18 protein-coding genes are annotated in these 20,891 nt (G+C 54.8%); 4 read left to right on the top strand and 14 right to left on the bottom strand.

Annotation, left to right across the window (positions count from 1 at the left end):
- Positions 1–84: 84 nt before the first annotated feature.
- Positions 85–1,566, top strand: coding sequence for a MocR-like pyridoxine biosynthesis transcription factor PdxR (pdxR, locus tag SBO83_RS17590; RefSeq protein WP_396132395.1), 1,482 nt, complete (start codon positions 85–87; stop codon positions 1,564–1,566).
- Here the strand turns inward: pdxR and SBO83_RS17585 are convergent.
- The 4 genes from SBO83_RS17585 to fabB all read right to left on the bottom strand — a co-directional run bounded on the left by SBO83_RS17585 (position 1,549) and on the right by fabB (position 6,329).
- Positions 1,549–2,670 (bottom strand): SLC13 family permease, encoded by a 1,122-nt coding sequence (locus SBO83_RS17585; protein ID WP_396132394.1) that lies wholly within the window; start codon positions 2,668–2,670, stop codon positions 1,549–1,551. The genes pdxR and SBO83_RS17585 overlap by 18 nt on opposite strands.
- Positions 2,671–2,884: 214 nt before the next feature.
- Complete coding sequence (locus tag SBO83_RS17580; protein WP_396132393.1) at positions 2,885–4,345, bottom strand: PepSY domain-containing protein; 1,461 nt, start codon at positions 4,343–4,345, stop codon at positions 2,885–2,887.
- A 93-nt stretch (positions 4,346–4,438) separates the two neighbouring features.
- Positions 4,439–4,951, bottom strand: coding sequence for a DUF2946 domain-containing protein (locus SBO83_RS17575; RefSeq protein WP_396132392.1), 513 nt, complete (start codon positions 4,949–4,951; stop codon positions 4,439–4,441).
- 157 nt (positions 4,952–5,108) lie between these two features.
- Positions 5,109–6,329, bottom strand: coding sequence for a beta-ketoacyl-ACP synthase I (gene fabB / locus SBO83_RS17570; RefSeq protein ID WP_034791854.1), 1,221 nt, complete (start codon positions 6,327–6,329; stop codon positions 5,109–5,111).
- Positions 6,330–6,498: 169 nt separating this feature from the next.
- On the opposite strand from fabB, the gene mnmC reads away from it, so the two are divergent.
- Positions 6,499–8,535, top strand: coding sequence for a bifunctional tRNA (5-methylaminomethyl-2-thiouridine)(34)-methyltransferase MnmD/FAD-dependent 5-carboxymethylaminomethyl-2-thiouridine(34) oxidoreductase MnmC (mnmC, locus tag SBO83_RS17565; protein WP_396132391.1), 2,037 nt, complete (start codon positions 6,499–6,501; stop codon positions 8,533–8,535).
- Positions 8,536–8,586: 51 nt separating this feature from the next.
- Here mnmC and SBO83_RS17560 read toward each other — a convergent pair whose 3' ends face one another.
- The 6 genes from SBO83_RS17560 to prmB form a co-directional block, all read right to left on the bottom strand.
- Positions 8,587–8,871, bottom strand: a complete 285-nt coding sequence (locus SBO83_RS17560; protein WP_034791857.1) for a YfcL family protein — start codon at positions 8,869–8,871, stop codon at positions 8,587–8,589.
- Positions 8,872–8,903: 32 nt separating this feature from the next.
- Complete coding sequence (locus SBO83_RS17555; RefSeq protein WP_353502802.1) at positions 8,904–9,461, bottom strand: elongation factor P hydroxylase; 558 nt, start codon at positions 9,459–9,461, stop codon at positions 8,904–8,906.
- A 107-nt stretch (positions 9,462–9,568) separates the two neighbouring features.
- Positions 9,569–10,369, bottom strand: a complete 801-nt coding sequence (locus SBO83_RS17550; RefSeq protein WP_154145402.1) for a sulfite exporter TauE/SafE family protein — start codon at positions 10,367–10,369, stop codon at positions 9,569–9,571.
- Positions 10,370–10,415: 46 nt separating this feature from the next.
- Complete coding sequence (gene mepA / locus SBO83_RS17545; protein ID WP_396132390.1) at positions 10,416–11,270, bottom strand: penicillin-insensitive murein endopeptidase; 855 nt, start codon at positions 11,268–11,270, stop codon at positions 10,416–10,418.
- A 25-nt stretch (positions 11,271–11,295) separates the two neighbouring features.
- On the bottom strand, positions 11,296–12,381 hold the full coding sequence (gene aroC / locus SBO83_RS17540) for a chorismate synthase (RefSeq protein ID WP_034791860.1): 1,086 nt from the start codon (positions 12,379–12,381) through the stop codon (positions 11,296–11,298).
- A 71-nt stretch (positions 12,382–12,452) separates the two neighbouring features.
- Positions 12,453–13,385: a 50S ribosomal protein L3 N(5)-glutamine methyltransferase gene (gene prmB / locus SBO83_RS17535; RefSeq protein WP_034791861.1), complete on the bottom strand. Its 933-nt coding sequence runs from the start codon at positions 13,383–13,385 to the stop codon at positions 12,453–12,455.
- 215 nt (positions 13,386–13,600) lie between these two features.
- Between prmB and smrB the strand changes: the two genes are divergently transcribed.
- Positions 13,601–14,146: an endonuclease SmrB gene (smrB, locus tag SBO83_RS17530; RefSeq protein WP_353502807.1), complete on the top strand. Its 546-nt coding sequence runs from the start codon at positions 13,601–13,603 to the stop codon at positions 14,144–14,146.
- A 78-nt stretch (positions 14,147–14,224) separates the two neighbouring features.
- Here smrB and sixA read toward each other — a convergent pair whose 3' ends face one another.
- From sixA to SBO83_RS17510, 4 genes are all read right to left on the bottom strand, one after another.
- Entirely contained in the window at positions 14,225–14,707 is a 483-nt protein-coding gene (gene sixA, locus SBO83_RS17525; RefSeq protein WP_396132389.1) for a phosphohistidine phosphatase SixA, read from the bottom strand.
- Between the two features lie 505 nt (positions 14,708–15,212).
- The gene (gene fadJ, locus SBO83_RS17520; RefSeq protein ID WP_396132388.1) at positions 15,213–17,363 is read right to left on the bottom strand and encodes a fatty acid oxidation complex subunit alpha FadJ; all 2,151 of its coding nucleotides are present in this window, start codon (positions 17,361–17,363) and stop codon (positions 15,213–15,215) included.
- Positions 17,360–18,673 (bottom strand): acetyl-CoA C-acyltransferase FadI, encoded by a 1,314-nt coding sequence (fadI, locus tag SBO83_RS17515; protein ID WP_396132387.1) that lies wholly within the window; start codon positions 18,671–18,673, stop codon positions 17,360–17,362. Before fadI ends, fadJ begins: the two co-directional genes overlap by 4 nt.
- Positions 18,674–18,831: 158 nt before the next feature.
- Complete coding sequence (locus SBO83_RS17510) at positions 18,832–19,164, bottom strand: YfcZ/YiiS family protein (RefSeq protein ID WP_353502811.1); 333 nt, start codon at positions 19,162–19,164, stop codon at positions 18,832–18,834.
- Positions 19,165–19,579: 415 nt separating this feature from the next.
- Between SBO83_RS17510 and fadL the strand changes: the two genes are divergently transcribed.
- Complete coding sequence (fadL, locus tag SBO83_RS17505; protein WP_353502812.1) at positions 19,580–20,857, top strand: long-chain fatty acid transporter FadL; 1,278 nt, start codon at positions 19,580–19,582, stop codon at positions 20,855–20,857.
- Positions 20,858–20,891 lie beyond the last annotated feature (34 nt).

Genomic DNA, 20,891 nt, shown 5'->3' with positions numbered 1-20,891 from the left:
TAAAGCGCAACATGACAACGGTTGTATCATCCGCTATTTTGGTCTTATTCATAATGCCAATTCCCCAATATCCATAAGACCCATATGCGCTCTTACACTGGCTCCTCGACCTTAATTACCCTGTTTGAGAATAGCCTCGAACCAGGACTCAATCTACGCGAGAGGCTTTGCGTTACGCTGCGTAAGGCGATTAACAGTGGCGCTTTAAGCAATGGACAGCGACTACCTTCTTCACGCCAACTCGCCGCCGACTTGCGTATTGCGCGCATCACGGTTGAGGCCGCCTACGCGCAAATTGAAGCCGAGGGCTATTTGCGCCGCGAGATAGGCAAAGGCACCTTTGTCAGCATCGCCATGCCGCCGGAAACGACCTTTAAAAAGAGCCACAGACTGGCACCAAGGCTGGCAACTCTTTCTGCTCGCGGCCAGCAAATTGTCGCGACCGGCGGCTGCCAAGACCCTCAGTCACCTCTGCCCTTCGCCGCGGGTAGCCCGGACTTACGCGTCTTCCCGCTGAAAATTTGGCAGCAGTTGATCAACAAGCATCTACGCATCGGGGGCACAACGCTGCTCGGCTATGGCGATCCGCAGGGTTTTGCTCCCCTGCGCGAAGCCATTTGTGCTTACCTCCAGCAATCTCGCGGCGTGCAGTGCAGCCCGCAGCAAATCATGATCACCACCAGCTCGCAGCAGGCTTTGCAGCTCTTGGCAACTCTGCTGCTCGATCAAGGTGATAACGTCTGGCTAGAACAGCCGGGCTATCTCGGCGCAAGAAATGCCTTTACCAGCGCGGGCGGCAAGATATACCCGGTGGGAGTGGATGAAGAAGGCATGAACCCAGTCGGCCAAACCGTTCAGCCTAAAGTTATCTATCTCACGCCTTCCCACCACTACCCTTCCGGCGTTAGTCTTAGCCTGCCACGCCGACTGGCGCTACTGGCGCTGGCGCGGAAATATCAGTCGTGGATTATCGAGGATGATTACGACAGCGAGCTACATTATGATGGCCGCCCTTTACCAGCCATGCAGGGGCTGGATAAACACCAGCAGGTGATTTATCTCGGCACCTTTTCCAAAGTGCTCTTTCCTTCCTTACGTTTGGCCTACGCTGTACTCCCCGAGGCGCTGGTAGAGCCTATGACCACGCTGCGCACGGTATATGACGGCCATTCGTCTCAGTTGATGCAGGCGGTGACGGCTGATTTTATTCAGTCTGGCCATTTCGCCACGCACCTGCGTTTTTCACGCCAGCTTTACCATAGCCGCCGCAATCATTTGCTGGAGGAGATCCAGCAAAAGCTCGCAAACTGGCTGATTCCGCAACCCGCCGCCGGAGGCTTACAGCTGGCGGCTCGCCTGCCCGCTGGCTCCGAAAAGAGGCTGACTCAGCTGGCCTTGCAACAGGGTGTCGTCACGCCACGCCTTTCGCCGCTGTGGCTGCCCGACGCTGGCGCGCAGGAGCAAATACCTGATGGCTGGCTACTAGGCTTCTCGGCATTAACGCCCGGAGAGATAACCTCGGCGGTTAATCGATTAGCCAAGCTGCCCTTAGCTCCAAGCCAGTAATAGCCAGCCGCCCAGGCCACTCAAAATAAGGAATGGGAAGGAGAAATAGTGGAACTTGAGCCAGATCTTGCGATCGTTGGCCATGCGCAGGGCAATGAGGTTAGCCAGTGAACCAATCGCAAGGCCGAAACCGCCAGCGTTAACGGCGTAAGCCAGCAAGGCGTTAGGTGGCACGTAGTTAATCATCAAAATGGTAGCTGGCACGTTGCTAATGACCTGCGACAGCCCGATACCAAGGGCGTAAACGCCCGCCGGGCTTAGGTGTGCAATCTGGTTCACCGCGTCACGCACGGCGTCTAAACCGACAATCAACCGCACGTCGATAAACATGGCGATAAACACCAGAATCAACGGCCAGTCGATGCGCAACAGCACCTGCCGCGCCAGCAAAAGAAAGCACAGCAGCACGGCAATCAGGCCATATAGCGCCAAGCCGAAATCCACACAGCCAATAAACAACACGTACATCACCAGACAGCTAAACAGCAGTTTTTTCTGGTATGGATAGCCCTGATTATTCTCCAGCCTTTTCAGCTTTATCGCTGGGAAATTCAGCCAAGTCACTATCAATAATGCCGCAAAACTGACGAATGCCAGCGGGCTCATTTGTGCTATAAACCCCAAAAATGACAGGCCGGATTTGTTCCACAACAAGATATTTTGCGGATTACCGATAGGCGTAAGTAAGGAGCCCGCGTTTACCGCCAATGCCTCAAAGATGATCAGTCGCGTGACGGGCAGCGTAGAGAGCTTTTTCAGGGTGATCGTGAGTGGAATGACGATAAACAGCGCCACGTCATTGGTCATAAAGGTAGAAAGCAGCGCGGCGGCACAAACCAAAAACAGCGCCAAATAGCGCTCATTGTTGATGCTGTTGATCATCTTACGGCCAACAAAATCAAAGTAGCCGCTCACCTCAACGCCCTTGGTCAGCATCAGCAACCCAATCAGCGTGACGATAGTTGACCAATCTACAAATTGTGCAAATTGGTGGATTTTCTCCGGCTGGAAAAGAGTCAGTACCACACCCAGTAGCAATAAGACGTGCAAAAAACGGTCACGTAAGAAGGGCTTGAGTAATGTTGTGAAGAAAGTTGCCAGCATAGTTTTCCGCAATGAGTGACCCGGTCGATTGCGCTGACGTTACCCGAAGACGTTGCGGCCCGCTACTGCAAAAATGAGTTTTCCAGCAAACCTCGTAATAAAAAACGAGGCCGCTGAGGGCCTCGTCAATAATTTGCGAGAAGGCTCGCAATCACTTATTTCCGCTCGCTTTTCAGCTTGTTATTTGCACGCTGCGAGCTAAAGTCGGCGCTCATTAATTCACCGCAACAGCTTGGAGCCGGTTTCTATGTCGCAGCCAACGGAGCACATCAATCAGCAAGAAGATAAGCAGGCTGACACCCATCACTGGCAGGCTGATGGAGAGAGCCAGTGCTATCAGCCCAATTGGCCATTGCAGGCTGGCAGGAAGTTGGCGCCACGTTTGAATCAGGGTTACCACCGGATGCGGGCCGCTGTTCATCGCCGGACGGCGCAGCCACCACATGCGGTAACCCCAGCCGATCATCACGCACAGCCCGATGCCAAAAAGCACCAGAATGGCCTGATTCCAGAAGCCAAACAGAATACCCATATGGGCATCAACGCCCCAGCGGGTGAGCTTCGCCAGCAGCGGGAAATGGGCAAACTCGGTATGGTCAATAATCGCCATCGTCTGTGGGTTAACCGATACGGCATCAACCTGCGTTGGCCAGCTTCGGTCCACTTCCGTCACCGTCCAGGCCTTATCCGCCGTATATGCCGGGCGAATTTCTATTTTGTTAGCCGTGATCCCTGTATGACGCGCGGCGGCGATGACCTGATCGAAAGTGATCGGCAGAACATTAACCGGCTCAACTTTTGCTGGCATGTGATGAGCTGCCATATCGGGCATGTCAGGCATATCTGCCATGCTCATATCACTCATCTGGTGCTCGGCATGTTCACCCGCAGGAGCCGATTTTTCGCCTGCCAGAGTGGTCGCGACCGAAGGGGTCATCCAGCCCATATATTGACGCAGGATGCTTATATTGCTCCCGGCCCACTGTGACCATGTCAGGCCCGTTACCGACAGAAACAGCATGCCGACCAGCAGCGTGATGCCAAGCCAGGTATGCCAGCGGCGGCTAATGTGCTGCTTGGCAGCCGTGCCGGTAAGCTTACGGTTGCCACGTGTTTTCTGTCGGCTGGTTGCCCATAGAAGAATGCCGCCCAGTGCCGCAACCCACAGCCATGAAGCAGCGAGTTCGCTGTAATTACGGCCAATATCGCCTAGCAGCAGCTCGCGGTGAAGCTCATCGAGCCAGGTGCGTAAAGGCAGGATGCCGCTGGTGCCATAGACGGTCTCTTCACCCTTGATATCCAGCGTCACGGGGTCAACAAATATTGCCTTGGTTTTGGACGCGCCGAGGCTTGGGTCGGACAGCATAACCCGCATGGTTTCCCCCAGCGCAGGGGCTGGACGAATCGCAGCGATCTTCGCCTGATCGCCAGCAATGGCCAGCGCAGCTTCAATTTGCCGAGAGATCGGCTGCACGTCACCTTTCGCGGAAGTGAAAAGCTCGTTGGCGTACAAGTGGTTTTCAAGCTGAGGAGTAAGTACATACAGCGTGCCGGTCAGCGCGGCGACAAAGATAAAAGGCCCGACGAACAAACCGATATAGAAATGGATACGCTTGAGTAACGCAACGGACGCGGCTTTGGCCGTCATTTTGGTAGAGCTTGCAGGATGGCTCATCAAGAATGTTTCCTGAGTGTTCAAATAGCAGGTGCAGAACAGCAAAGCCAGGTCGGCACTGTTCAGACGATGTTTAATAGAAGAAACAAAAAGCTATTTGAAAGCAGGAGGGGCGCGAGGCTGAGAGTCAGGGTAGAAAGCAGTGGGAACAGGACGAACGGCTGCGAGGCGCGGCGGTGCGCGGCTGGAGGTGTTAGACACCCACAGCATCGGCAGCGCTAACATATGAAACAGCGGCAGGTGGACTAAAAGTACGCAGTAACCACAGGCTGCGTCACTCATGTCGCCGGGCATCATCACTCCCAGCCCCATATCGTGCATGGGCATAGAGTTTTGATGAGCCACAGTATCAGCCTGTTCAGCCATCTCGCCATGCGACATCGGCATGTCGGACTCTGACATCTCTGACATATCCATCGATGCCATAGGCATTTCTGCCGTCGACATCTCTGTCATCGCCATGCCAGGCATCATCGAATGCGACATGCCAGCAGCCACCAGTGATTTAGACACCACCGGCGCGATAAATAACATCAGGATGGCCAGAATCCCAAGCCAGGCAGGAAAAAGAGTGTGCCTGTGCTTTATCTGGCTAAGTGAGAGCATTGCATCTTAGTTATAAAAGTATCTATTGAGTGAAAAGAAAGCGACGGAATTGTACCTGATTAGTTAAGTCGTTTGTAGCTGTTGAGGCATTGGGGAGTATGACGGCGGGCATAAAAAAACCCGCACGATGGCGGGTTTTTCAAAGAGAACGACGAGATTACTTGTCGTTTTTCAGCTTACGCATAACCAGCGTGGCGTTAGTACCGCCGAAGCCGAAGCTGTTAGACATCACGGTAGTCAGCTCGCGCTGAGTTGGCTTAGTGATGATGTCCATACCTTCAGCCTGCTCATCGAGGTTTTCGATGTTGATGCTTGGCGCGATGAAGTTATTTTCAGCCATCAGCAAGGTGTAGATTGCTTCCTGCACGCCCGCAGCACCCAGTGAGTGGCCGGTCATGGCTTTAGTAGAAGACAGTGCTGGTGTTGTAGCGCCGAACACTTCGCGGATTGCGCCGAGCTCTTTCACATCGCCTACTGGAGTAGAAGTACCGTGTACGTTGACGTAGTCAATCGGGGTGTCCACACCCTGCATTGCCATCTTCATACAGCGCACTGCGCCTTCGCCTGATGGAGCAACCATGTCTGCGCCGTCAGATGTTGCGCCGTAGCCCACGATTTCTGCGTAGATGTGCGCGCCACGTGCCAGAGCGTGTTCCAGCTCTTCCACAACAACCATACCGCCGCCGCCAGCGATGACGAAACCGTCACGGGCTTTATCGTAAGTACGGGAAGCTTTATCTGGAGTGTCGTTGTAGCTGGTAGAGAGTGCGCCCATAGCGTCGAACTCACAGGCCATTTCCCAGCACAGCTCTTCGCCGCCACCGGCGAACACCACGTCTTGCTTACCGAGCTGAATCATCTCTACCGCGTTACCGATGCAGTGAGCAGAGGTCGCACAAGCAGAGCTGATGGAATAGTTAACGCCACGAATTTTGAACGGAGTCGCGAGGCAAGCAGAAACGCCAGACGCCATCGCCTTAGTCACCATGTATGGACCTACGCCGCGCAGACCTTTAGCACGCATGCCGTCAGAACCCGCAACCTGGTTACGTGGTGAACCGCCACCGGAACCTGCGATCAGGCCGGTACGCTCGTTAGAAACCATCTCAGGCGTCAGGCCAGAATCCTCGATAGCCTGCTGCATGGACAGATAAGCGTAGATAGAAGCATCACTCATGAAACGCACGACCTTACGATCGATAAGCCCTGCGGTGTCTAACTTAACATCACCCCAGACATGGCTACGCATTCCGGCATCTTTCAACTCTTGCGAGAAGGTGATCCCTGAGCGCCCTTCTTGCAGGGAGTTAAGTACTTCCTGCTTGTTGTTACCGATGCTCGAGATGATACCCAGGCCAGTAATGACTGCACGTTTCATTTAATACCTCTTGTACTATTAACTATTCGGGATTTCGTGACGCACTCTAGCGTACAGTTGTACGCCGAACAAGTCCGATCAGCAATTCCTTGTGTAAATCGCAGTAAATTTGCGCGAGGTCAAACTGGCCGTTAAACTTCGGCATCGCCTTGAACTGAGGGAGTTTCATGTGAGCCACACCCCAATCCAGCCCGCCGAATTAAGTTGGAACGAACAGGGTACACCTGTTTCCCGACATTTTGATGACGTCTATTTTTCCAACCAAAACGGCCTGCTGGAAACCCGCCACGTCTTTCTAAACGGTAATGGATTCCCACAACGCTTTGCCGAACATCCGCGCTCGGTCTGCGTTATTGCAGAAACCGGATTTGGCACCGGCCTGAACTTTCTCACTCTGTGGCAAGCCTTTGATGACTATACCCAGCAGCAGCCCGAAGCTCGCCTAAAACGCCTGCATTTCATTAGCTTCGAGAAATTTCCACTGTCCGTAAATGACCTGACTGCCGCCTTAACCCAGTGGCCTGAACTTGCCGACTATGCCAGCCAACTTGTTGCCCAATGGCCGCTGCCTTTTTCCGGCTGCCATCGCCTGCTGCTGGACGACGGGCGCATCACTCTCGACCTATGGTTCGGCGATGTTACTACCCTGCTTCCGGCTTGTGACAGCAGTATGAATCAACAGGTTGACGCCTGGTTTTTAGATGGTTTTGCCCCTTCTAAAAACCCCGATATGTGGACCCCCGAGCTGTTTGCCAACATGGCGCGGCTTTCGCGCTCGCAAGGTACGCTGGCAACCTTTACCGTGGCCGGTTTTGTCCGTCGCGGTTTACTCGATGCAGGCTTTGACGTCGGGAAAGTGAAAGGGTTCGGTCAAAAGAAACATATGCTTAGCGGCGTGATGAATAATCCGCTGAGTCTGCCACATTCGGCTCCGTGGTATCAGAGACCGGCGGCGGAAAACACCCAAGACATTGCTATTATCGGCGGCGGCGTCGCCAGTGCCGTGCTGGCGCTGGCGCTGCTGCGGCGTGATTTTAACGTCACCCTTTATTGTGCCGATGATCAACCGGCTCAGGGAGCTTCGGGGAATCGTCAGGGCGCGGTGTATCCCTTACTCAATGGTAAAGGCGACGCGCTGGAGCGATTTTTCTCCCACGCATTCACCTTCGCCCGTCGCCAGTATCAGGCTTTAGCAGCAAGTGGCGTGGCGTTCGACCATCAGTGGTGCGGCGTAAGCCAGATTGGCTATGACGCCAAGAGTCAGGGGAAAATTGATAAGATCCTCGCAGGCGAACTGCCCGCCGAGCTAGCCACCGCCCTCAATCAGCAGCAGCTGACCGAAGCTTGCGGCTTAGCGTGTCATCATGGCGGGATCAGCTATGGGCTGGGGGGCTGGCTCTGCCCCGCTCAACTCACCACGGAGTTAATCCGACTGGCCGAGACGCGCGGGCTAAAGGCACATTTCAACCAGCCGGTCACGGGGTTACGACAGACCGAGGACAGCCGCTGGGCGCTGACCTTCGCCAATGGCGAAACCCTAGTGCATGACAGCCTGGTGCTGGCAAACGGGGCGAATATTACTGATTTCCAGCAAACCGAGAAGCTGCCGGTGTACGCCGTCGGCGGGCAGGTTTCACATATTCCCACCACGCCGGAACTGCAAAAGCTCAAACAAGTGCTGTGCTATGACGGCTACCTCACGCCAGTTAACCCACTGAATCAGCACCATTGCATTGGCGCGAGCTATCACCGTGCTGATAAGTCGACGGCTTATCGCGAAGATGACCAGCAACAGAACCGCCAGCGGCTGATTGATTGCTTGCCGCAAGCCGACTGGGCGCGGGAAGTTGACGTGAGTAGCGGCGAGGCGAGAAACGGCGTGCGCTGCGCGACCCGCGACCACCTGCCGATGGTGGGTGCAGTGGCCGATTATGACGCCATGCTTAGGGCTTATAGCAAGCTGGATATCGCCGTGAAACGCGGCCAGCCGGTGGCTGATGCGCCATATCATCGCAATCTATTCCTGCTCGGGGCGCTGGGTTCGCGTGGGCTAAGTTCAGCCCCGCTGGTGGCGGAAGTGCTGGCGGCGCAAATTTCGGGGGAGCCGATGCCGCTCGATAGCGAAACGCTGGCGGCGCTTAACCCGCATCGCATGTGGGTAAGAAAACTGCTGAAAGGCAAACCGGTGGTGAGCGAGGCGAACTGACAGAATTGACAAAGGGCCTGACGGCCCTTTGTTTTTATAAGGTATGACTGATTATTTGGCTTCTGGCAGAGACGCCTGATAGAGGTTTTCCCACATACCGAGCACCAGAACCTGATCGCGCGGAGAGAGCTCCCCGGCCTTGATGGCATTATCTAGGCTGTGTTGCACCCGCACTTTCAATGCTTCGGCAGTGTGTTCGCCGTTCTCTTCCGCGTCGGCAACCGCCACGGTCAGATGGCCTCGCAGATAGCCACTGGCGAACAGCTCATCATCGCTGGCGCTTTCAACCATGTCGTCAATCAGCGTCAAAATACGCGCTTCAAATTCTGCGATCATCAATCATCCTCAATTATTCAATATTCAGAAATTCATTCTAGCGGTTGCAGCGCAGGGAAATCTGCCGCCGTCAAAGGTGCCGTATTGTAAAACGATTGTAACGCTTTTATAAAGCGCGCCGGTCTTTCTGGGACGCCTTGTTGCAAGATCCGCAGCACTTCTTCGCGGACCTTATTGTGGAAAGCCACGCGGTCCGGCTCACAATCGCCGCTCAGGTTGTCACAACTGACGTTAAAGCGGAACCCGGCGGCGGCGCAAAATAGCCACTCATAGGATTGAGGCTTAATTTCCACCTTCTCAAATTCACTTTGCGTTTGCGCGTCACGGCCATCCGGGCAATACCAGTAACCGAAATCCACCAGCTTGCGGCGCTCGGCCCCCGCCACGCACCAGTGGGAGATTTCATGCAGCCCGCTGGCGTAGTAGCCGTGAGCAAAAACGATGCGATTGAAATCTTCCTGTTCATCGGCGGGCAGGTAAATTGGCTCGTCATCACCTTTAATCAGCCGGGTGTTGAATTCCTCATAGAAGCAGGAATCAAAAATCTGGATTAATTGATGATAATTATGGGTTTCTGTTGAATCGGACATAGTTGCTGCGAAACTCTATCAAGTGAAATTAGGGGCAAATACTCCCCTATTTGAATATTGTTTTTACTGATGTTGATCAGTGATTTGCCTCAGTGACTCGCCTGTTGCTATAGGTGCAAACTGAGCCACTGGTAGATCTCCGCCCCGTGGCTGTCATAAATCAGCTTACAGCTCATTACCGTTGACACACAGACCACCATCGGGCGGATCATCTTCTGCCCTTTAGATAACACCATGCGAGCGCCGAGGCGCGCGCCGATAAACTGCCCGGCCAGCATCACCAAGCCAATACTCCAAATCACTTTGTGGCCCATGATGAAAAACAGCAGGCCACCAAAGTTAGAGGTGAAGTTCAGCACTTTGGCGTGTGCCGTGGCTTTGGCAAGATTAAAGCCGCACAGCGTCACAAAGCCCAGCGCGTAGAAAGAGCCCGCCCCCGGCCCGAAGAAGCCGTCATAAAAACCAACGCAGCCGCCACCGACTAATGCATAAGGCAGCGCGGATAAGCGGCGCTGACGATCGCTTTCGCCCAATCTTGGCGTCAGCAGAAAATAGAGACCAATGCAGATGATCAGCAGCGGCAGGATCTGCCGGAGCATGTCTGCGCGCAGGTGCTGAATCAAAATCGCGCCCAATACCGAGCCAACAAAGGTGCAGGCAATATTGAGCTTTTGGTCGTTAAGGTTCACCACCCCACGGCGCACAAAGTACAGGCTAGCGGAGAAAGATCCCCCTACCGCCGACAGCTTATTGGTGGCAATCGCCTGAGCGGGAGACACACCCGCCGCCAGCAGTGCCGGCAAGCTGAGTAGCCCACCGCCACCGGCTATTGAATCAATAAACCCCGCTAAAACAGCCACTAAAAACAGAACGCCTACTACCCAAGGGGCAACAATCAACCAATCCATTTTTCTTTTTGTCTCGCTCTATAAAGCGGGGAATGTTCAATAGCGATTAGAGCACGTGTTTATCCAGCAGCGCCTGACAAGACGGCGGCAACGGAGGTGGCTCTTTTTTCACTGGTGTACCGGTGCCCGGTTTCGGTGGCAGGAACCAACTTTGCAGTTCCGCGCCGCAACCATCTCCCGGCGGAGGTGGCGCCTGATCTTCACATTCCAGGCTGCCCGCAGGGCAACGCAGACGGACATGCATGTGCGCACGATGGCCAAACCACGGACGAACTTTATGCAGCCACGCGCGATCCGTTCCCGCATCGGCACACAGCTGCTGTTTGATGGCCGGGTTGACGAAGATGCGCGTCACGTCGCTGTCCTGCGCGGCCAGCTTGATCAGCGTTTCAATGCGTGGTTGCCACTGTCGCTGATTGACGGTTTTACCGTCAGCATTGACCAAATCAATAGGCTGCGGCTTGAGCAGCATCTGCTCGCTCCAGCGCTGACGCGGCAGTTGCAGCCAGATATCAACATCCAAACCCGACTGGTGGCTGGCATGTCCGCTGCTGAAACGACCACCGGCTGGCATCGCCATATCGCCAATCAGCATGGTGCCAAGGCCTTTATCCGTCGCCTGAAGTCCCAGACGTTTGATAAAAGCCAGCAGGTCAGGCTGACCGAAATAGCGGCGCTGGTCAGTGCGCATCACCTGATAATTAGGCGAGTTCAGCGGCAGAGGCTGGGCGCCAATCTGGCAGCCGTTGGCGAAACCGCCGATGGCCTGCGGCGCCCCGGCCACCGGATGGGTGATTTTCTGCCAAGGTGTTACCGCCAGAGCGGGCGCGCAAAACGCCAGCGCCAGCAGACCCGCGCAGGCCGTTTTGAACAGATTTGCCGTCATGAAAGCAGGTTTCATCGGTTTACCACCTTTGATTAGCTAATCACCAGCGTGGAACGCTTGAGTTCACATCACCGTTTTGAGCACGTTGACGCAGCAAGTGGTCCATCAGCACGATAGCCATCATCGCTTCAGCGATTGGCACGGCGCGGATGCCCACACAAGGGTCATGGCGACCTTTGGTGATCATCTCCACCTGCTCGCCTTCGCGGTTAATGGTGCGCCCCGGAACGGTGATGCTGGAGGTCGGTTTCAACGCAATATGCGCGATAACCGGCTGGCCGCTGCTGATACCGCCGAGAATGCCGCCCGCGTGGTTGCTTTCAAAGCCGTTTGGTGTGATTTCGTCACGGTTTTCGCTGCCGCGCTTGGTGACTACGGCAAAACCGTCGCCAATTTCCACGCCTTTCACCGCGTTGATGCTCATCAGCGCGTGAGCCAAATCAGCGTCAAGACGGTCGAAGACCGGCTCGCCGAGGCCCGCTGGCAGGTTTTCCGCCATCACGGTAATTTTCGCGCCGATAGAGTCACCGGCCTTTTTCAGCTCGCGCATCAGTTCGTCCAGCGCTTCCAGCTTGGACTCATCCGGGCAGAAGAAAGGGTTGGTTTCGACCAAGTCCCAGTCTTTCAACTCACAGCTGACATCGCCAATCTGTGCCAGATAGCCACGGACTTTAACGCCAAATTTTTGCGCCAAATATTTCTTGGCGACGGCACCGGCGGCAACGCGCATTGCGGTTTCACGGGCCGAAGAACGACCGCCGCCGCGGTAGTCGCGCACGCCATATTTCTGCTCATAGGTGTAGTCAGCGTGTCCCGGACGGAAAACGTCTTTAATCGCACTGTAATCCTGAGAGCGCTGGTCAGTATTCTCGATGATCAGGCCGATGCTGGTGCCGGTAGTCACCCCTTCGAACACGCCGGAGAGGATCTTCACCTGATCCGGTTCGCGGCGCTGAGTGGTGTAACGCGACGTGCCCGGACGGCGGCGATCGAGATCGTGCTGCAAATCTGCTTCGGTCAGCGGAATGCCCGGTGGCACGCCGTCGATGATGCAACCCAAGGCCACGCCGTGGGATTCGCCAAAAGTGGTGACGCGGAAAAACTGCCCAATACTGTTCCCTGCCATCACGGCTCCTTAACCATTATGTTGTTTATTTGATGAGGTGACCGGCTGCGAGGCCCGTCACCCAAAATTTTTTAGTCGCGGTAAGCAGTGAAATACTCAGCGCAATCCAGCAACTGCTGCTTGGTCAGCATAAATACGCCGTCGCCGCCGTTTTCGAATTCCAGCCAGGTAAATGGAATCTCTGGGTACTGTTCCATCAGATGTACCATGCTGTTACCCACTTCACAAATCAGCACGCCCTGCTCGGTCAGGTAGTCTGGCGCGCAGGCCAGAATGCGGCGAGTCAGCTTCAGACCGTCAGTGCCGGAAGCCAGGCCTAGCTCAGGCTCGTGGCGATATTCCTGCGGCAGGTCTGACATATCTTCTTCGTCAACGTATGGCGGGTTGGTGACGATCAGGTCGTACTGTAATGACACCAGTTCACGGAACAGGTCGGAGCGAATTGGGGTGACCCAGTTCTCCACGCCGTGGGCTTCGATATTGCGTTCGGCCACCGCCAGCGCGTCGGCAGAGATATCTACCGCGTCCACTTCGGTTTCCGGGAAGGCATAGGCACAGGCGATAGCAATACAGCCGCTGCCGGTACACATGTCGAGAATGTGCTGCGGCTTGTCGCGCAGGATGCCGGAGAAGCGATTGTCGATCAGTTCGCCAATCGGTGAGCGCGGCACCAGCACGCGTTCGTCAACGTAGAACTCCATGCCGCAGAACCAGGCTTTGTTAGTCAGATAGGCGACAGGAACGCGCTCGTTAACGCGGCGGATCACGCGCTCAACGATGCGATGGCGCTCACTGGAGGTCAGGCGCGCGGTGTGCATATCTTCTGGAATGTCGAGCGGCAGGAACACGCTTGGCAGCACCAGCTGCACGGCTTCATCCCACGGGTTATCGGTACCATGGCCATAATAAACATTAGCGGCGTTCAGGCGGCTTACTGTCCAACGCAGCATGTCCTGAATGGTGTGAAGCTCGCCTACGGCTTCATCTACGAATATTTTGTCCAATTTTCTCTCCTGACGGCAGGCTGGCTTTTAACAGCCCTTTAACCGAGGGTTTACAGTACCTAATTTGCCGCATAGTTTGCCACGAAGCCGGGGACAAATCAGCAGCTATAGGAAGTTGTTGCGAGAAGTGATGGGAATTTAAGTCTGAGTTTTTGTTAACCCTCGACTAATGCGCAGGTACACTGTGAAAATGTGCTAAGAATGATGACGAATCCATGAAGAAAAAACATGCGCTAAGCCCGGAGGAAAAGCTGCTTTTCCGTGAAGCCGTGCCGGGGATTAAACGCCTGCAAAATGACACTATTACTCATCGTCCGGTGCGTAAAAAAGTGACCGAAGTATCGCCAAAAAAGCTGTTGCAAGAACAGGTTGATGCGACTTACTACTTCTCCGATGAATTCCAGCCGATGTTGCAGGAAGAAGGCCCGGTGCGCCACCTGCGCCCTGATGTCAGCCATTTCGAATTAAAGAAGCTGCGCCGCGGCGACTACTCGCCGGAGCTGTTTCTCGATTTACACGGCCTGACCCAGCGCGAAGCCAAGCAGGAGCTGGGCGCGCTGATTGCCGCCTGCCGCCGCGAGCACGTGCACTGCGCCTGCGTGATGCACGGTCACGGCAAGCACATCCTCAAGCAACAGACGCCGCTGTGGCTGGCGCAGCACCCTGACGTGTTAGCCTTTCATCAGGCACCCAAAGAGCTGGGCGGAACCGCCGCACTGCTTGTGCTGATTGAGCTGGACGATAAGCAGCATGAGCTGTAACCGCCGCTGATTCGCAAAAGCAGAAAGCAAAAAAGCACAGCCTGAGCTGTGCTTTTTGATTTTTAGCGGAGCAACGTTTTAGACTTTCGCCATCACCTGACAAGGGCTGAACTGCCACTCAAAGGTGCCTTTGCCGGTTTCAGCGTCTAACTCTACGCTGGCCATCGCAGAAGTGGCGAACATCGGCGGGCAAACGCCCGGGCACAACTCGGCGACCAGATACCCCACCAGCGGCAGGTGTGAAACCACCAGCACGCTGCTCACGCCTTCCAGCGCCAGCGCATGGAGTTCTTGCGCGACAACGGCAGGATCGCCCCCCGGAGTCAGTTCTTTCAGAACTTCCACCTCATCGGGCAGACCGATGGCCTGTTTCACTTTTTCCAGCGTCTGCTGCGCACGTAGATACGGGCTAACCAAAACACGCTGAATATTGATTGCGCGACCTTTCAGCCACGCCGCCATATGTACTGATTCGTCACATCCGCATTCGGTAAGAGGTCTTGCCGAATCACTGGCTGCTTCAAGAGCTGCCTCACCGTGACGCATAATCACAACTTGCATATTGCACCGCTTTTGTTAACAAAAATAGCGCTATACAGAAACGCCTTGCGTGCTGTATCACCCTTTGCCCGATGCTTTCGTTGAAAGCCTGAAGGGCAAACCACAGCCACCTAACGCGCCGTCTCTCTATGGCGGCCGGGCATTTTGCCTGAAACTTCACGTAAAGAAAACGCTGTTTTTTACATCAACTGATTCCACTTGTAAACTAGTTTGCCTACTTATTAATCATATCGGATGTATTTCAAACGCTTGCTGCAAACCTCACCAGTTTGCCTACGGCTAACAATATTTCTTTTCGATTTCTTTTCGCACAGATGCATTATCTAACTCATCACCGTATCTGGAAACAGACCCTGCCAGATTCCCGCGAAAACGCGACATAAGCCGTGATCGTTGTCACAGGATGATGAGCTTTCATGCGCGCTGAAATAATTCCGGCATGAAAGCTTTTCATCATCAGTCGATCAATCGCTTTTGACCGCGAACAGCATCATGACCAACCACATCATGGATAGAAGCGGCTGCCCTCTTGCGCCCGGCGTATCAGGCCAGGGCATGGCGCGAAGTGCTCGCCATAATGCTGTTGCAGGCCCTGCAAGGTTTTCAGCACCTCTGCCCCGCCAAGCTGGTCAATGTAGCGGAACGGGCCGCCGAGGAACGGCGGGAAGCCGATGCCAAAGACCGCGCCAATATCGCCATCGCGGGCACTGCGAATGACATTTTCATCCAAACAGCGCACCGCCTCGTTGAGCATCAGCATCACGCAGCGGCGGGCGATCAACTCCCCGCCCTGCTGCTGTTTTGGCGACAGGTTAAGCAGCCGATAAATTGACGGATCAGCCTGTTTCTTCTTCGCCGGTCGGCCTTTATCCGCATAGAGATAGAAGCCTTTGCCGTTTTTGCGCCCTTTACGGCCGTCTTCCAGCACGGCGTCCAGCGCGCGCGGCGCGGCAAAACGCGGGCCTAAAGCATTCACCAGAATCGGAATGATTTTAGTACCGACGTCGATCCCTACCTCGTCCAGTAATTGCAACGGCCCGACCGGGAAACCGAAATCAACCAGAGCTTTATCAATGTGTTCAATCGGCTCCCCTTCTAGTAAGCAGCGCGCCGCTTCATTAATGTAAGGAGCGAGAATGCGGTTTACATAGAACCCGGCGCTATCGCCCACCACAATCGCCGTTTTCCCCTGTTTCTTCGCCAGCGCGACGGTGGTCGAAATGGTTTGCTCACTGGTTCCTGCATGCGGGATCACTTCCACCAGCGGCATTTTGTCTACCGGGCTGAAATAGTGCAGCCCAATCACGTTCTGCGGCCTACTGGCCGTGGCTGCAATGTCGTGAATCGGCAAAGAAGAGGTGTTTGAAGCAAAAACCGTATGCTCAGAGGCGTTTTGTTCAATCTCGGCGACCATTTTTTGCTTCAGCGCTAAATCCTCAAACACGGCTTCGACCACCAGATCAACGCGCTCAAAGCCGCTGTAATCCGTGGTGCCGGAAATCAGCATCATCTGCCGCTGCTGCTCGGCCTTTTTCAGTCGCCCGCGGCGAACGCGCTTCTCTAGCAGATCCCAGCTGTATTTCAGCGCGTGGCGAATGCCTTCCTGATTAATGTCTTTGATCCTCACCGGCAGGCCCGCGCGCGTGGCGGTGACATTGGCGATACCGCCGCCCATTAGCCCGCCGCCGAGAATGCCCACTCTGCGCAGTGGCAGCGGATCGGCGTCTGCCCCGCGCTCTTTTTTCAGCGCCGTGGAGGCAAAGAACAAGCCGCGCAGCGCGGCCGACTGTGGCGTCATCACCAGCTCGCCAAAGGCTTCGGCCTCGGCCTGATAACCACTGGTACGCCCGCTATCCAGCCCCTGCTTGACCACATCGATGATCTTTTCGGTAGCCGGGTAGTTGCCGTGAGTTTTGGCTCGGGTCTTTTTGCGAACCACCGAGAATAGGAGTGCCTTGCCCAAGGGGCCGCCCGCCAAACGCGCCTGCCAAGGCAGTGGAGCGCGGGTTTTGCGCCCTTGCAGCACGCGCTCAATGGCAGTTTGCAGCAAAATGGATTGAGGCACGGCGTCATCCACCAGCCCCATTCGCTGAGCCTGCTTGGCGCGAATGCTGCGCCCGGTGAGCATCATATCCAGCGCTTTCGGCGCGCCAATTAGCCTTGGCAGTCGCTGCGTGCCGCCGGAACCCGGCAACAGGCCAAGCTGCACTTCAGGCAGCCCAAGCTGCGTTTTATCGTCGAGGGAGCAAATTCGCGAATGGCAGGCCAGCGCCAACTCTAGCCCGCCGCCGAGGCAGGCTCCGTGAATGGCGGCCACCACCGGCACCGGGAATGCCGAAATGTGCGACATCACCGTCTGGCCTTTGGTGGCTAACTCACTGGCCTCGCGGGCCGTTTTACAGCCGCTGATCATGCTGATATCGGCCCCGGCAATAAAAGAGTCGGTTTTGCCGGAAATCAGTACCAGCCCTTTCAACTGTGAATATTGCTGGGCTTTCTGCAAAATCGTGCCGATTTGTTCAACAAATTCAGCCTTTAAGGTATTCACCTTTTCATTCGGCACGTCGATGGTGATGATGCCAACGTGCTGGTTGGTAAAGGTCAGTTTGAATGCAGAATCGGGCTGGTTCTCCAGTAAGAACAGATCGTCGGTCATTCGGCTGCCTCCAGAATCATTGCGGCACCTAATCCACCCGCCGCGCAGGCAGTGGTCAGCCCGTAACGCCCGCCGCGACGGCGAAGCTCGTGTAATGTTTGGGTGATCATGCGCGCGCCGGTGGCGGCAAAAGGATGGCCATAGGCCAGAGAGCCGCCGAGCACGTTGAATCTCTCCCAGTCTATTTCGCCGATGGATTGCTCACGCCCCAGCTTCTCGCGGGCGAACGTCTCACTGGCGAACATTTTGATGTTTGCCAGCGTTTGTGCGGCGAAAGCCTCGTGCATCTCAATTAAGTCCAAATCGCTGAGCGTCAGCCCTGCCCTGTCTAGCGCAATCGGCGTGGCGTAGGCCGGGCCTAACAGCATATCTTCCCAAACGTCGATGGCGGCGAAGGCGAAGCTTTTCAGATAACCCAGCGGCGTTAGGCCGAGTTCGCGCGCGCGGGATTCACTCATCATCAGCACCGCCGCCGCGCCATCGGTTAAAGGCGTACTGGTTGCCGCCGTGACCGTGCCGTGGCGGCGATCAAAGGCTGGGCGAAGTTTGGTGTATTGGCTCAGTTCAGACTGGGTGCGAATATTGTTGTCTTTCTGCAACACGTCGCGGTACGGCGGCACTTGGGCGGCCATCACCTGCGAATCAAGATAGCCATTTTCCCACGCCTGAGTCGCTAAAGTGTGGGAACGGTGCGCCAGTTCGTCCTGCTGCTGGCGGGAAATACCATGGGTTTTCGCCATCTGTTCGGCGGTGTCACCCATGCGCAGGCCGGTGGAGTACTCGGCCACGGCGGGCGGCACCGGCAGCAAGTCGCGGAATTTCAATTTGCTAAACAGCGCCAGGCGCTGTGACAGCGTGCGGGCTTTATTCACATCGACTAAAGTGCGAGCCAGCCGTTTACTGACCCCAATCGGCAAGACCGAAGAGGAGTCCGCGCCCCCGGCGATGCCGATACTGACCGAGCCGCTAATGATGCTTTCCGCCACATTGGCTACGGCCTGAAAACTAGTGGCGCAGGCGCGGGAGACGCTGTAGGCATCCGTCGAGACACTCATGCCAGTACCGAGCACGATTTCGCGCGCAATATTCGGTGCTTCGGGCATTTGCACCACCTGCCCAAACACCAGCTGATCGATGATTTTGGGGTCAATGCCGCTTTTTGCCAGCAGTTCACTGACCACCATCTTACCCAAATCAACCGCCGGAATGCCGTGGTACGCCGTGGCCTGCTTGGCGAATGGCGTGCGTAAACCATCGACAATCGCGATGCGATCGCCTTCACGCGTCACCAGCGGGATAACCTTATTCATACGGACTCCAATTTAAGAGGTCAGACCTGATAAGTCAGTTTTAACCATATGTTTATATTTAGCAAATGCCTAAAGGAGGGAACTGCGAGCGACTGCAAAAAAAAACCGCGACACAGGGGTCGCGGCTTGGAGAACTGAGAGAATTTTGCAGGTTGGATTTAGCGCAACCCTAGCTGGAAGATCATGGTTTCAGCTTGGCATGAGAATGTGAAGTCGATATTCAGCTCAACGCCGCCTTCAACCTTTTCAATTCGGCTATCAATGACGCAAGGCTCAGATTCCACCGCGCGCGCTTTGGCGGTCAGGCTATTTAACATCTCATTGGCCTGGGCTTCGTTGGCAAAAACGTGACTGTAGGAGGCGGTGCAGTCGGTGTTGTCCATGATAGTACCGACGTCAACGCAACAGCAGGCCGCCGTTTCTTCCGCGCCGCATTTGTTAATGGAGTGCAGAGGCTGGGTGGATTTCGATGACAAAGTTGCTTCGGACATAATCTTCTCCTGGGCCAAATTTACGCCTTGGCGGTCGGCCCTGTTGGTCATTCAAAGGTGTATTTTCATCCACTATTTTACGCCTGCTCAGCCGCTACGCCTAGCACTTACTTTTTGTGTGTCTTTTAAGTGACTAATATCACAGAAATAAATTCAAAAGGTTATAAATGTCACCAATTTTTATCTTCCAAGTTATTAAGTTCCGCCGGAGCTGTATGTTTTTTGTTAAGCGGATCTAATTTCTGGCATCAAATTGGAAATATCCATGAAACATCATTGCAACATGTGTACAGGTCGGACCTATACTTCGCTCACTGGTCTGATTTGTCAGACTGAGAACGAACCCTACAATCCCGCGCTCATTGTTACATGATGTAACATTGTTTGATAAAAACATAAAATTGAGGTTTTGGTCATGAACCAGAAAAACCTGTTGAAAAGATCAGCTCTGGCAGCTGCAGTGGCAATTGTTTCCTCAAACGTGTATGCGGCCGGTTTTCAGTTAAATGAATACACCGCAGCCGGTCTTGGCCGTTCGTTTTCAGGTGAAGGGGCCATTGCTGATACCGCAGCATCTGGCAGCCGAAACCCGGCAACCATGACCATGTTTGATCGCCCTTCTTTCTCCGGCGGTGCGATTTACGTCGCGCCTGACGTCAACATTACGGGTCGCTCGCCAATCACTGGCAACAGCACTGACGCCGATAACATCGCGCCAAACCAGTGGGTGCCAAACCTGCACTTTATTCTGCCGTTGAACGACAAGTGGGCGTTGGGAGCATCTTCCACCTCCAACTATGGTCTGGCGACCGAGTTCAATGACAACTACGCGGCAGGTCCTTTAGGCGGCAAAACCGACCTGATCACCATCAACAACAACTTAAGCGCCGCGTACCGTGTTAACGAGCACTTCAGCTTAGGTTTAGGCTTCGACGCCGTGTGGGCCAAAGCGAAAATCAGCCGTACCGCGGGTGAACTTGGCCCAATTCAGTCTCGCGGCCAGCTCCCGGCAAAAACCGAGATTGCTCACCTGAAAGGTGACGAATGGGGTTATGGCTGGAACGCCGGTATCCTGTATGAAGTGGATGAAAATAACCGCTACGGTTTCACCTACCGTTCCAAAGTGGATATCGACTTTAAAGGCGATTACCGCAACAGCGTCCCAGTTCAGGCGGGCGGCACCGGCGGCAGCACTATTCCTGGCTCTTTGACACTGAACTTGCCAGAAATGTGGGAAATCTCAGGTTATAACAAAGTGGCACCGAAATGGGCGATTCACTATAGCCTGGCTTACACCAGCTGGAGCGAATTCCAGGAGCTGAAAGCCACTGGCAATAACGGCCAGACGCTGTTCCAAAAAGAAGAAAACTATCACGATGCTTACCGCATCGCGCTGGGTACCACCTATTACTATGACGATAACTGGACTTTCCGTACCGGCATCGCCTTCGACGATAGCCCGGTTCCAGCAGACAACCGCACCATCTCTATTCCTGACCAAGACCGTTTCTGGATAAGCGCCGGTACCACTTATGCGTTTAACAAAGATGCGTCTGTTGATCTGGGTGTGTCTTACATGCACGGCCAGACGGTTAACATCAGCGAGAAAGTGGCTAATGGCGTGCCGAACTATGAGTTCCAGGCCAAAGGTACCGCGATGCTGTACGGTGCTAACTTTAACTACAGTTTCTAATGCTACAGCTTGCAATATCTGGCGTAGATTGTTG

It is taken from the genome of Ewingella allii (genome assembly GCF_044430645.1).
Taxonomy (GTDB): Bacteria; Pseudomonadota; Gammaproteobacteria; order Enterobacterales; family Enterobacteriaceae; genus Ewingella; species Ewingella allii.
Note: the sequence above shows the minus strand (reverse complement) of the source record. Positions and strands in the feature narration are given on the sequence as shown.